Origin of the sequence: Desulfofundulus sp. TPOSR, from assembly GCF_011393055.1 — a bacterium.
Classification (GTDB): domain Bacteria; phylum Bacillota; class Desulfotomaculia; order Desulfotomaculales; family Desulfovirgulaceae; genus Desulfofundulus; species Desulfofundulus kuznetsovii.
The window spans coordinates 1550067-1562627 of the sequence record NZ_JAAOEF010000001.1 but is presented as its reverse complement, the minus strand read 5'-3'; the positions used below and the strand labels follow the sequence as shown (position 1 = coordinate 1562627).

10 protein-coding genes and 1 pseudogene are annotated in these 12561 nt (G+C 60.6%); 3 read left to right on the top strand and 8 right to left on the bottom strand.

Annotation, left to right across the window (positions count from 1 at the left end):
- Positions 1 to 32: 32 nt before the first annotated feature.
- Complete coding sequence (locus G7K71_RS07765) at positions 33 to 308, top strand: AbrB/MazE/SpoVT family DNA-binding domain-containing protein (protein ID WP_166344712.1); 276 nt, start codon at positions 33 to 35, stop codon at positions 306 to 308.
- The gene (locus tag G7K71_RS07760; protein WP_166344710.1) at positions 305 to 700 is read left to right on the top strand and encodes a type II toxin-antitoxin system VapC family toxin; all 396 of its coding nucleotides are present in this window, start codon (positions 305 to 307) and stop codon (positions 698 to 700) included. Before G7K71_RS07765 ends, G7K71_RS07760 begins: the two co-directional genes overlap by 4 nt.
- Positions 701 to 724: 24 nt before the next feature.
- Here the strand turns inward: G7K71_RS07760 and G7K71_RS07755 are convergent, their stop codons facing one another.
- Complete coding sequence (locus tag G7K71_RS07755; RefSeq protein ID WP_166344708.1) at positions 725 to 5152, bottom strand: S8 family serine peptidase; 4428 nt, start codon at positions 5150 to 5152, stop codon at positions 725 to 727.
- Between the two features lie 289 nt (positions 5153 to 5441).
- Between G7K71_RS07755 and G7K71_RS07750 the strand changes: the two genes are divergently transcribed.
- A complete protein-coding gene (locus tag G7K71_RS07750) occupies positions 5442 to 5795 on the top strand; it encodes an AbrB/MazE/SpoVT family DNA-binding domain-containing protein (RefSeq protein ID WP_166344706.1) in 354 nt (117 codons plus the stop codon).
- Here the strand turns inward: G7K71_RS07750 and G7K71_RS07745 are convergent.
- From G7K71_RS07745 to atpD, 7 genes and pseudogenes are all read right to left on the bottom strand, one after another.
- Positions 5740 to 6303, bottom strand: coding sequence for a Uma2 family endonuclease (locus G7K71_RS07745; protein WP_166344704.1), 564 nt, complete (start codon positions 6301 to 6303; stop codon positions 5740 to 5742). The two genes, G7K71_RS07750 and G7K71_RS07745, sit on opposite strands and share 56 nt — an antisense overlap.
- Positions 6304 to 6796: 493 nt before the next feature.
- The gene (locus tag G7K71_RS07740; protein WP_013824404.1) at positions 6797 to 7840 is read right to left on the bottom strand and encodes a rod shape-determining protein; all 1044 of its coding nucleotides are present in this window, start codon (positions 7838 to 7840) and stop codon (positions 6797 to 6799) included.
- Between the two features lie 166 nt (positions 7841 to 8006).
- Positions 8007 to 8255: a sporulation transcriptional regulator SpoIIID gene (gene spoIIID / locus G7K71_RS07735; protein WP_013824405.1), complete on the bottom strand. Its 249-nt coding sequence runs from the start codon at positions 8253 to 8255 to the stop codon at positions 8007 to 8009.
- Between the two features lie 191 nt (positions 8256 to 8446).
- The gene (locus G7K71_RS07730) at positions 8447 to 9178 is read right to left on the bottom strand and encodes a murein hydrolase activator EnvC (RefSeq protein ID WP_166344702.1); all 732 of its coding nucleotides are present in this window, start codon (positions 9176 to 9178) and stop codon (positions 8447 to 8449) included.
- Positions 9179 to 9228: 50 nt separating this feature from the next.
- Complete coding sequence (gene spoIID, locus G7K71_RS07725) at positions 9229 to 10203, bottom strand: stage II sporulation protein D (RefSeq protein WP_166344700.1); 975 nt, start codon at positions 10201 to 10203, stop codon at positions 9229 to 9231.
- Positions 10204 to 10698: 495 nt separating this feature from the next.
- Positions 10699 to 11100 (bottom strand): F0F1 ATP synthase subunit epsilon, encoded by a 402-nt coding sequence (locus G7K71_RS07720; RefSeq protein WP_013824408.1) that lies wholly within the window; start codon positions 11098 to 11100, stop codon positions 10699 to 10701.
- A gap of 1 nt (position 11101) precedes the next feature.
- Positions 11102 to 12506: pseudogene (gene atpD, locus G7K71_RS07715) on the bottom strand (F0F1 ATP synthase subunit beta).
- Positions 12507 to 12561 lie beyond the last annotated feature (55 nt).

The following is a 12561-nucleotide window of genomic DNA, read 5'->3' as shown; positions in this document are numbered from 1 at the left end:
TAAGGAAATCTTACCATGAAAGGAGTGAGTCCATGTCCGAACATTTTGAAGTGGTCAAGGTAACTTCAAAGGGACAGATGACAATTCCAGTACGGGCCAGAAAATTAATAGGTATAAAGGAAGGTGATCACCTGGCCGTTTATATCAACGGTGACGAAATTATCCTGCGCAAGTTTACACCATTCAAGCAGGCATCTGCCAGGGATGCCATTTTTAAACTGATTGGTAAGGGTACGGGACCGGTAGACCTGGCCGAAAAACATGACCAATACCTAACAGAGGCCAAAGAAAGGAAAATGAAAGAATGACCCTGCTGGTAGATTCCAGCGCTGTGCTGGCCCTTCTCAATAGCCGCGACCAGTGGCATCAAACGGCAATTACAGTCTTGCACCGCCTGGTAAACAACAACTCCGCCCTTGTAATGACCAATTTTCTCATAGCGGAAACTCACACTCTTCTGCTAACACGGCTGGGTCATGATATAGCCAGGGAATGGCTTTTAACTTTCGACTGGAACGTTGTGCGTGTGTCCCCGGAAGACGAACAGACAGCCAGGGAAATAATTAAAAAATACCGGGACAAAGATTTTTCTTTTACTGATGCAACCAGTTTTGCAGTGATGTACAGATACGGCATCAATCTGGCTTTTACGTTTGACCGGCATTTCAAACAGTACGGTTTTGAAACTGTGGGCATCTAATCTTTAAGCAAAAAAAGAAAAGCCTCAGCCGGAGGCAGTTATCAGTGCACGCAAACGCCAGGCAATGACCGCCGCCTGGGCGCGGGTGAGTGGTTGGGCCGGGCCGAAACTGCCGCCGGGATACCCAAGCATCAGCCGCGCTTCCGTCACCAGGGCTACGGCAGTGCGCGCCCAGCCCGGGACGGCGTTCCAGTCCCGGTAAGAAGGCGAGGAGCCCGTCTTTGCCGAAACCGGGGTACTCGAACCGCCCGGTGCGCCCGGGGACCACGGCTGAACACCGGAAGCTGCATCTCCCGTCCCTCCGGAAGCACCACCGTGGGCATCGGAGGTACTTGTGTTTTGTGTATAGTTACCTACCCCGGTGCTGCCGGCTTCCCCGTCCTCTCCAACCAGGCCGGTCACCTGCAGCACCCGGGCCAGGATGGCCGCCGCTTCCGCCCGGTTGACCGGCCGGTCCGGTTTAAAGGTTCCATCCGGGTACCCGGAAACGATACCCCGGAGGATAGCTTCCCGGATTCCTTTTTCAGCCCAGGACGGGAGGTCGGAGGGTATGGAAACCCCGGACCCCTCCCGGGCGCCGGAATCCGGGCTTTTTCCGGGAACGTCACCCCCGGAGGCCGGAACCGCCGGTCCCCTGCCGCCGCTGCCGTCCCATCCCAGCACCCGCACCAGCATCAGGGTGAACTCCGCCCGGGTGACCATCTTTTCCGGGTGGAATTTACCGCCGGGATAACCGCCGATCAGGCCCAGCTGAGCCAGTTCCCCGATTTCCTTCCCGGCCCAGTGACCCTGCAGGTCGCTGAACAGGGCCTCCAGGGGCACGGTCAGGTATTCACCCGTTACGCCCCCGCTTCGCGAGTCAACCGCCACCAGCTGCAGGGTATCGCCGGTATTCCGGGGCAGATTGATTTCAAAGTAGCCCCGGGCGGGCGTTACCGGCAGGCGATCACCCTCCTGCGTATATAGATAAATCTTTGTGGCCGAGGTTCTGCCTTTTACTATAAAACCATCACCTGCCGGCCGGCAGGCGGCCTGCAGGGAGGGAGCCGGCACTCCATCGCGGGAACGGGCCTTGATGGCTGCCACCACCCCCGTTTTCCCCTGGAGGCCGGCCAGGATGGTGAATTCCACCTCTTCCCCGGGCAGGAGATCTTCGGCACCCACGGGATAGCCGTTTTTGGTGAACAGGGTACGGGAGGAAAGGCGCCCTTCCTGATCCCCGGAGAAATTAACCGTTCCCCGGACCGGGTCCAGCCCGTCCAGCCGGGCGTTACCGCCGGCGGCCACTTCGGCCACATCCACCCGCAGGGCGCTCTTTGCGCCCCCGGACAGGGTTACCCGCACCCATTCTCCGGGCAGCAACGAGGAAGGTTCATTGGGCCGGCCCCACCGGAAAAAGAGGGTGCCGGGGGTAATGGTCAGGGAGCGCATTTTATTCCGGCTGTCCACCAGAAGAAGGGACTTGCTTTCTTCCTTATAAAAGATCACCTGGCCGTAGATCACCTGCCGGTGGGCGTCTATGGATATGGCCTGGTCGCCCGCCAAAAGCAGGCAAACATGGTCTCCCGGGGCGATATCACCGGGGGAGGCGGGCTCCCCGTCCAGGGTTGCCGGAAGGCCGGGCATGAGCCGGTAACGCCCCGCCCCCTGCAGCTTCAACCAGCTCCGGCCGGGGTCCATTTCCTCCACCGTGCCCACGGCCAGGGTGCGCTGTACCGCCAGGTAGACCACTTCGTCCTGGCCCGGGGAAAGCATCAGCCTTACTTTCATCCCCGGGGCCAGTTGAGACGGGTCCCCGGTTACCGGGTAACCGTAGGGCAAATCCTCCGGGCTGGCGGAAGCCAGCCGGTCGTCAAAGGCGCAGACGGCGCCGGCGGCCAGCCGGTAGGGCTTCTGCCGCCCCAGCAGGTAAACTTGCCCGTGCTCCAGATCCACCCGGTCAATAATTCCCTCCTCTTCCCGGAACCAGACCCATACCCGCCAGGCCATCTGGGTGGTGGGATTTATGGAAGCCCACAGCCGCACACCGGGAGGAATATCCCGCACACCGGCCGGGCTGTCGTTGACCCACAGGGGGCTTTCCGCCCGCCGGTCCAGGTAAAAGCCCCCTTCCCGCGCCCGGGGGTTGGCTTCCTGGAGCAGGGTGCCCGCCGCCAGGGGCAGCAGTTCCACCGCGTTTTGCCGCCAGACGCTGCCTACTATGTAAAGAATGCGGTTCCCCTCATCCACATAGGCCTCCGCCCCGGGCAGGGCGTGATCCATGGTCCAGGGCGGGGTTTTGCTGCCCAGGGCGATGTGCCCCTGCCCGGGGAAGGAAGCCGTAACGCCGTCGGTGAAGCGCACCTGGCGGCTTTTTTCATCCGCAGCGGCAATAACTTTTTTGGCCAGGGGTTGGCCGTAAACCAGGGCGTAATCCTGACCGGGCGGTGAGGCGGGTTTGGGGCCCCGGCGCACGTCCGTACCCCGCACTATAACCGTATATGTACCCCTGGCGGGGTGTGGTACCAGCACCTGTTCCACATTGTTGCGGTCGTCCCGCCCGCCCCCGCCCTTATCGTTGCCCAGGTATTCCCTGCCGTCCGGGCCGACCACCACCAGGTCCAGGTCGTTGACCAGCGCCCGGTCCGCTCCCGGCTCGGCGGGAGGGTCGGTCCAGGCCAGGGTGGCTTTGAAGGGGCGGGAGGTATCTTCCACCGTGAACCGGTAGGTCTTACTGTCCCCGGTGGTCAGGGGAGCGGATTCATCGGCATAAAGGAAGGTCTTTTCCGCGAGCCCCAGCACCGTGGCGGTTAGATCCAGGCGGCCGAACCCCGCCCCTTCCCCGTCCACAGGGGCGGCCCCGTTGATCAGGGCCGCTTTGAGCAGGGCCGCCGAAGGCGCTTTTAATCCCTCCTGCTGGAAGTACTGCCGCAAAAGGGCGGCCGCCCCGCCGGTGACGGCCGCCGCCATGCTGGTTCCCTGTAAACGGGTGTACTGCGGGTTGGCCGGGAAATTCCCCTTTACCAGGGGGGAACGGGCCGAAACAATACCCGTCCCCGGGGCCACCAGGTCGGGGCGGATACGCCCGTCTTTGGCCGGCCCCCGGCTGGAAAAGGAGGCCACTTCCCCCGCATTGTCGCTGGCGGGCCCGAAGGAGGGACGCACACTTTCGCTGGCCCCCACCACCAGGGCGTTTTTACTGTTGGCTTCGGCGGTGAGGGTCCCGGCGCCCGGCCCGGAGTTGCCCGCACCGAAGATGACCAGAAAGTCCGGGTTTTGCCGCACAAAGCTGTCCGTCTGGGCGGCACTGCTCAGGTAGGCGTTCACGGGAATACCCCAGCCGTCCACGTGAATGCGGGCGGCCGCCGCGTAGGCCGGGCGGAACAGGGCCGTCAGGTCCGCCGGGGGATCGATCTTCCCCTCTTTATTGAGGATGCCCTCAAAATAAAGGCTGGCCCCCGGGGCCATCCCGGCAAACTGCCCCCCGGAAGCGGCACCGGTGCCTGCTATGGTGGCCGCCATGTGGGTGCCGTGCCCCACCGGGTCATCGGCCCTGACACGGCCGGACCAGGACTTGAGCATGATTACCTTTGGTTTTTGCCCCGGTGTATCTTTTAAGTCGGGGTGCAGGTTCTCCAGGTCCCCGCTTCCCAGCCCGCTGTCGGCCAGGGCCACCACCTGACCGGCCCCGTTTAAGCCGGCGGGAGCAACAAACCCCGGGGCCTGCAGGGGTCTTGCCCCCACAATGCCGGCCGCCCGGTCGTTCAGGAAACGCGGGTCGGTGTATGGTTCGATACGCAGCACCAGGGGCGAGGAAGCCAGCCCGGGCAGTTCCTTTCGGGGCAGGCGCGCCCGTAACACGACTCCCTCTTCATCCAGCCCCCGCAATACTTCTCCCCCGCCGGCTTTCACCAACACGGCCAGATCATCCTTGTCCCGGGAGTGAAAGACCACCAGGTTGACGGTAATCCCGTCGTCCCCGGAAGCACCGTCCGGTGCGGGAGCGACCCCTGGAGGTTTCGCCGAATCTTTAGCGGGGGTTTCTGCAGATTCCTTTTCCGTAGCGAACAAACCGGCCTGCACCAGGGTTTTCAACTTTTCCTCCGGTGCGTAGGGCTTTACTTCCCTTATAAAAGGTAGCGGCGCCAGGTCCTTCACCCGGTTTGGAGCACAGCGAACAACGAGCGTTTCCCCGCCGGTGAAATCGCCCACTTCGGCCAGCCGGCGCAATTGCTCCAGCTCCGCCGGCCGCGGGTGCCGGGAAAGGTGTAGAGCATACAGGCCCATACTTTCCGGAGCGGCGTCGATGACCTGTTTATCCCTGCCGCCGGGAGGGGTGCCGGGCGCTCCGGTATCGGCCCGGTTCCTGGCCTTTTCCAGGCCCGGCAGGGCACAGGCAAAAAGCAAACCGATTACCGCTGCCAGGAAAAGCAAAACCGCCGGCAGACGGTAGCACTTAAGCCATTTACGCATAATCCGGTCTCCTTAAAAAGAGCAGGGCTTATTTCCTGTTCCTGACTGAAATGAAAATTCGACACAAAAATTGGACTTTCCTGCCGGTAAGATAAAATACTTAAGTTTTTTAATTATCAACCACCCTTCCCCTTTCTTCTGGCTTCCACCATTAAGACGTTTTTTTGGGATAAAAAGTTTCACCGGGAAGGGTTGGGAGCAAAAAAATATTTTTACACATGGTTCTGGACTGATAAGAAAGGTCATGATATCCTGCAAGTAAGAATGTATTACCAAGGGGATGATTACTATGAGCGAACTTTACATCGCCCGGATAACCACAAAAGGACAGGTAACCCTTCCCCTGGAGTTGAGGAAATTCCTGAACATCAAAAAAGGGGACTACATTCTTTTTGAGAAGAAGGGTTCCCGCGTGGAAATAAAGAAAATGGTGCCGCCCCATGATTTCGATGATTTTGCCAGACCGATCAGGGAAAGGTTTAAAAGGGAAGGCATAACCCCCGATGATGTCGAGGCGGCCATCAAATGGGCGCGAAGCGTCACAGAAAACCATAGGCCGTCATTTTCCGTGGAAAATGACGGCCTGTTTATGCCCAGACCTTCTCCAGTTCCACCACCAGGCCGGGAAACAGCTCCGGGGTAAAATGAGCGTTTTGCTCCCAGCGGCGCACCGGCATGTAAATTCCCCGCTCCAGGCGAAATTCGTCTACCGTTTTTCTCTCCGGATCCACCACCCAGTAGTAGGGTACGCCGTAGCGCGCGTAAACCTGGGCCTTCGTGACCTGATCAACGCCTGATGTGGATGGGGAGAGAATCTCCACTACCAGATCGGGGGCGCCGGCAATATTTTTTTCAGTGATCACATTTTGCCTTTCCCGGGAAACATAAAGGAGATCGGGCTGGGTGACGCTGATGTTGCTGAAAACCACGTCCAGCGGGGCGAAAAAAACTTCTCCCAGGTTATTTTCCGTAACATGGGCATGTAAAATGAAATGCAGGTTGCGGGAGACCCGCTGGTGGCGGGTGGTGGGCGAGGGCGTCACATGCAGCATCCCTTCCAGGATCTCGTAGCGTTTCCCGTCGTCGGGCAACTGCAGGTAATCGTCGTAAGTGAGAATTATCTCCCCCGCCGGAGGTACGGGCAGGCTCACGGCGATCCCCCCTTCCGGCAGCCGCTTGTTTTTTTATGATATTGTACGATCAGCCACCAAAGCCTGTCAAACCAGCTCCCTGACAGGTTCTATCAAAATACAGTTTAGGTAATTCTCTACCCGCCTGCCGTTTTGCACGCGCTCGCTCCGTTTGCCTCGCAGGCCAAACTATCGCTCGACCTCGGGCTCCGGCGGGGTTCCCGGCAAATTTGGAAGTTGGAAGTCAGATGTCAGAGGTTGGAACTGCTGTTGGAATTCGCTGCGCGAATTCCTTCCTCTTTCCGACTTCCAACTTCCGACCTCCAACCTCCATTCCCGGCATCCATGCCCTCGGCCCCGCCTTCGCCCTCGGTCTCGCTAAGTTTGGCACCTGCTCGGCTCAAAGTCGCTCGCTTCGTGCAAAACGGCGGCCATTTTATCCACTGTTAGTGGCGTTGAATGCACGGTCCCCCTCCGGCGGGTCGACCACCAGCTTTCCGGCCGGCGGCTGCACTTACCCGATCTTCTTCAAATTTAGCAGCCGCTTTTTACGTTGAGAGTTGGCGCTGAGGACGTTTAACATGGAGAGAGCCCGGCCCGTTCCCAGGGCCACACAGGAGAGGGGGTCTTCGGCTATATGTACCGGCACGCCCGTCTCCCGGCTTAACAGGGTGTCGATGCCGTGGAGCAGCGCCCCGCCCCCCGTGAGGACGATGCCCTTGTCCACTATATCCGCAGCCAGTTCCGGCGGAGTGTGCTCCAGCACTTCCTTAACCGCGCCCACCACCGCCTCCAGGCTTTCCGAGATTGCTTCGTGAACCTGGTGGGTGTTGATGACTACCGCCCGGGGCAGGCCTGATACCAGGTCCCGCCCGCGGATTTCCATTTCCCGCCGGGGTGCATTCCCGGGATCGGCACTGCCGATATTGATCTTGATCTCCTCGCCGCTGCGCTCCCCAATGGCCAGGTTGAACACCCGGCGCACGTAGCGCACAATGGCCTCGTCAAACCTGTCCCCACCCAGCCGCAGGGACCGGCTGCATACCACCCCGCCCAGCGAAAGGACGGCCACATCGGTGGTGCCGCCGCCGATATCCACCACCATGGTCCCGGTAGGTTCGGAAATGTCCAGCCCCGCTCCTAGAGCCGCTGCCAGCGGCTCCTCGATAACGTAAGCCTGCCGGGCACCGGCCTGGATGGCCGCCTGGCGTACGGCCCGTTCCTCCACACTGGTCACGCCGGAGGGGATGCAGACCATTACCCGGGGGCGGAAAAGGCCTCTTTTTCCGCCGGCCCGGCTGATAAAGTAGCGCAGCATTTTTTCCGTCACGTCATAATCGGCAATGACGCCGTCCCGTAAAGGTCGCGTGGCCACAATGTTGCCGGGGGTACGGCCCAGCATGCGCCGGGCCTCGGAACCCACCGCGATGACGCGGTCATTTTCTTTGTTTATGGCCACCACCGAGGGTTCCCGCAGGACAATGCCCTTTCCCTTTACGTAAACCAGTACGTTGGCGGTACCCAGATCGATGCCGATGTCGTTGTTTAAGCCGAGCATGGGGTGGTCTCCTTTCTTACTTCAACCACATAGTTGGCTAAAAAGGGGCCTGCCCGGCCTGTCCCCCTCGCAATGCGGGCCGGGGATAGGGTCTTTATTTCCGGCAGGCACGTTTGGTAGGTTTCTACATATTCAGCCAAATTCCTCTAGCCCGGCTTTAAAAATTTTACGCTTCCTTATATTTTTTCCGCGTTGCTTCTCCTCCCCTCAAATGCCGCTCGGCTTTATTCTGTTCCAGAATGGCCCTTACTTCCTGGGCCAGCTTTTTATTCAAAGAAGGCAGCCTTTCGGTCATGTCCTTGTGCACAGTGCTTTTGCTTACCTGAAACACCTGCGCTGCCTGGCGTACGGTGGCCCTGGTCTCCAGGATATAGGCGCAAATGTCCAGCACCCTTTTCTGGATGTACTCCTGCATTGCCCTACCTCCCCGGCTTGGTACCTGATAGAATATATATGCGCCGGGAGCAGGTAAATTGCCAAAAACCACGCGCCGGGCAGGACCGCAAGTGGTGCTACACAGATTCAGCCCCACTTTCCAACCCGGCCTGTTTTGGCTCCCGCTCGCTCCAGTGATCCTCGCGGGCCAAACTAATGCTCAGCTTAAAGCTACCAGCGAATGTTTTCCACCAGGTACCCGGCCGGGTCCCGGGCAGCACCGTCTTTAAGCAGGGCAAATTCCAGCACTTTCCCCGACGGGGGCAGGGTGCCCAGGGGAGCCCGGGCGCTCAGGTGCTGCCCGGCCTTTACCTGGACTTCCCCCAAACCCCTGTAGACGGTCTGCCAGCCGTAACCGTGATCTATGGTGACTGTATAGCTCAGGGGAACCGGGCTGCTTGAAGTTTCCTCAACATTTTTTTTGCTAAACTCCCGGACGGCCGCCCCCGGCTGCACCGTCCTGACCGTCCCGGGGGCCGCCGCTTTTACCAGGGCTCCGGCACCGGCGCCAAAGGCCACCGACTGGTTGAATCTAAAGTCACCGTAGATTTCGGAGTAGCCCCTGCCGTAGGCCTGGAGAACCGGGCCGTCCACCGGGGCGTAAATCTTAAACCGGCCGCTGTCATCCCCGACCAGCTCTTTTCCGTCAGCTGGTTGAGTCGCTTTTAAAGGCTGGGAGTGCATCAACTGCACCCCCCGGTCTTTACCCGGAGCCGGTACGGGAACCGAACCTGTGGGCTGCCAGGTGTTCAGCACAGCCCAGATCAAAATCATCACCAGGGTAATAACGACGGTGCTTACCACCGCATAGCGCAGCCAGTTGCCCAGCAGCCACCGGCGCAGCCACCGGCGGTACTTTTCCACCGGATCCTGCTCGGAAAGGCGTTTACCAAACGGCCACAACTCAATCACTCCTGCCAAAAGCTTTTAGGAGTATTGTGGCCATCTGGTCATCAATTTATTCGGATGATCTCCACGCCGGTGTAGTAATGCTTCAGTATCCGGTCAAAAGTGTAACCGTGTTCGGCCAGACCCTTCGCCCCGTACTGGCACATGCCCACGGCATGGCCGTATCCCCGGGTGGTAATCTCCATCCGGTCTCCTTTTAAGGTCATGGTAAAATCGGTGGAACGCAGGCCCAGGCGGTCCCGTACCAGCGCAGCCGCCATCTTCTTTTCTCCAATGCGTACGGTTTTGGGACGGCCGGCGGGAGTCCGTTCCAGGACCTCCAGGGGGCTTTTTACTCCATCACCGGCACGGCCGCCGGCTGCTACCGGCAGCGCCTCCAGGCTCACGCCCAGAGCACGGTCCACCTGGGCCAGGGGCAGGCTTACCGTGCGCACGGGTTCAGGGTCGGCATCGTGGGGGCAGGGCACCCCCACCAGGTAGGGCAGGTCCGCCGACCATACTGCGGAGGCGCTTTCCGTGCCCCGCCCGCCGCAGGAGGCATGGTAGGCGGCGTCGATGAGCTGCCCTTCATAGGTGAGAACCATGCCCCGGGTTTCATCGACCGCCTTTTTAATCTTGTAGTAGTACTCGTAATAACGGAGGGTGCCCCAGCGCCGGCGCATCTCCTCCCGGGAAATCCAGGCCTGCCCGTGGGTATGGTCATCGCAGACGTCGGCCCCGGGGTGATCGTTATTTATTACCCCGCCGGCAGTCAGCCGGCGCACGATATAGGTGCGGGCGGCCACCGCCTGGGCCTTCAGGGCCTCTACGGGGAAGGCGGCCGGCATTTCGGCGGCCACCACCCCGGTGACGTATTCTTCCAGGGGGATTTCCTCGATCCGTCCGGTGCTGTGGACGTAAAGGCGTACCCGGGTCTCCCTTTCCTGGATCCGGACCGGCGAAAGGTAGTTCACCAGCACGGGCAGGCCCATGGTGAGGGACAGCACCACGCAGATGAAGCCAAGCAGCAGCCTGCGCACCGTCTCCACCTCCCCTGTCCACCTGTTGAAATTTATATGCTCCGGGCGCGGCGGACATGCCTTCTGGGTCCGGACCGTACTTATCCCCCATTGTTGCCCAAAAATTTCCTGTTCATACCGGGCGGGCGTAATTATTCAGTAAAACCGTTACCAACGGCACGGTGCCGCGTTGTCCAAAGCGAGCGACTTGCGGAGCGCTGGTAACGGCACCCGGCGAAGCGAGGCTAACCGGACTGCGGCGCGAAACCAGCGGCACCGAAATGCAGCTTTAGAAAATGTAACTTACTGAAATGGCAAAAAGAGGACAGTAAGGTACAAATGCCATGCCGCCTTTGCAGCGCCGCTAGTCCGGTCCGAAGCAAGCCGCGGTGCTGTCAGCGCGGAGCACTGGAGCGAGCGTGGACAACGCGGCACCATAGCAGGCCACTAAACATTTACAGGCGGGCAAAAACTAAAAGGTGGCAGAACTAACTGCCACCTTAAATTACCCCTCCATTACGATACCGCCTTCAACCGGGCCAGGGCGCGCTTCAAGGCCAGTTCGGCCCTGACCACATCAATGTCCGGCGTTCTGGCAGCCAGCCGCTGTTCGGCCCTGGCTTTGGCCGCTTCGGCCCGCTCCCGGTCGATTTCGTCGTCCCGCTCTGCGGTACGGGCCAGGACGGTGACCCGGCTGTTCCGCACCTCGACAAACCCCCCGCTTATCGCCACCTTGAAGGTCCTGCTATCCTCCTGGACCTTCATCACACCGATCTTGAGGGCGCTGACCAGGGGAGCGTGATCCGGCAGGAAGCCCAGTTCGCCTTCCACGCCCGGCACCACCACAAAGCGGACATCGCCGCTGTATACCTTGCGCTCGGGAGTGACAATTTCCAGGCGTTGGGTTTTTTCCGCCATTTTATGCACTTCCCTCTGCTAAGCTTTTCGCCTTCGCCACCGCGTCGTCGATGGTACCCACCATGTAGAAGGCTTCTTCGGGCAGGTCGTCGTGTTTGCCCTCCAGGATCTCCTTGAACCCGCGGATGGTTTCCTTGAGCGGCACGTACACGCCCGGCCGGCCGGTGAACTGCTCGGCCACGTGGAAGGGCTGGGACAGGAAGCGCTGCAGTTTCCGGGCCCGGGCGACGATCAGTTTGTCCTCGTCGGACAGTTCTTCCATACCCAGGATGGCGATGATATCTTGCAGCTCCTTGTAGCGCTGCAGAACCTTTTGCACGCCCCGGGCCACCTCGTAGTGCTCCTGGCCCACCACGTTGGGGTCGAGGATGCGGGAGGTGGAATCCAGGGGGTCCACCGCCGGGTAAATACCCAGCTCGGCGATTTGCCGGGACAGCACCACGGTGGCGTCCAGGTGGGCAAAGGTGGTCGCCGGCGCCGGGTCGGTCAGGTCGTCGGCGGGCACGTACACGGCCTGCACCGAAGTAACCGAACCCTTCATGGTGGAAGTAATCCGCTCCTGCAGCTGGCCCATTTCCGTGGCCAGGGTGGGCTGGTAACCCACGGCCGAAGGCATCCGGCCCAGGAGGGCGGAAACCTCGGAACCGGCCTGGGTGAAGCGGAAGATGTTGTCGATGAACAGGAGCACGTCGGCCCCTTCCTCATCCCGGAAGTACTCGGCCATGCACAGCCCGGTCAGGCCCACCCGGAGACGGCACCCCGGCGGTTCGTTCATCTGGCCGAACACCATGATGGTCTTGTCAAGCACGCCCGCCTCGGTCATCTCCCGGTAGAGGTCGTTGCCCTCGCGGGTACGCTCACCCACGCCGGCAAACACGGAGATACCGCCGTGCTGCTTGGCGATGTTGTTGATCAGCTCCATCACGATAACCGTCTTGCCCACGCCGGCGCCCCCGAACATGGCGATCTTGCCGCCCTTCAGGAAGGGCACCAGCAGGTCGACCACCTTCAGGCCGGTTTCCAGCTGCTCGGCCCGGGTGGACTGCTCGGCCAGGGGCGGGGCCGGCCGGTGAATGGGATAATAGTAGTCGCTCTTAATGGGGCCTTTGCCGTCAATGGGCTCACCCAGCACGTCCACCAGGCGGCCCAGGACGGCCCGCCCTACGGGAACGGTGATGGGCTTGCCGGTATCAATCACTTCCATGCCCCGCACCAGACCGTCGGTGGAGGACATGGCCACAGTGCGCACGATGTTGTTGCCCAGGTGCTGCGCCACCTCCAGGGTCAGGTCCTCCTGCCCTTCGCGGCGGATCTTCAGGGCATTATAGATATCAGGCACCTGGCCGGGGGGGGAAGCGGACGTCCACCACCACGCCAATGACCTGTACTACATGACCAACATTCATTAGCTACTCCGTACCTCCTTCGCGCGAAGCTTGAGTTAGCCCGGGGAACGGTCAC

Bases quoted from the DNA above. Each gene is read 5' to 3' on its own strand.
- G7K71_RS07765 (WP_166344712.1), top strand. From the start codon at position 33: ATGTCCGAACATTTTGAAGTGGTCAAGGTAACTTCAAAGGGACAGATG.
- G7K71_RS07760 (WP_166344710.1), top strand. From the start codon at position 305: ATGACCCTGCTGGTAGATTCCAGCGCTGTGCTGGCCCTTCTCAATAGC.
- G7K71_RS07755 (WP_166344708.1), bottom strand. From the start codon at position 5,152: ATGCGTAAATGGCTTAAGTGCTACCGTCTGCCGGCGGTTTTGCTTTTC.
- G7K71_RS07750 (WP_166344706.1), top strand. From the start codon at position 5,442: ATGAGCGAACTTTACATCGCCCGGATAACCACAAAAGGACAGGTAACC.
- G7K71_RS07740 (WP_013824404.1), bottom strand. From the start codon at position 7,840: ATGCTCGGCTTAAACAACGACATCGGCATCGATCTGGGTACCGCCAAC.
- spoIIID (WP_013824405.1), bottom strand. From the start codon at position 8,255: ATGCAGGAGTACATCCAGAAAAGGGTGCTGGACATTTGCGCCTATATC.
- G7K71_RS07720 (WP_013824408.1), bottom strand. From the start codon at position 11,100: ATGGCGGAAAAAACCCAACGCCTGGAAATTGTCACTCCCGAGCGCAAG.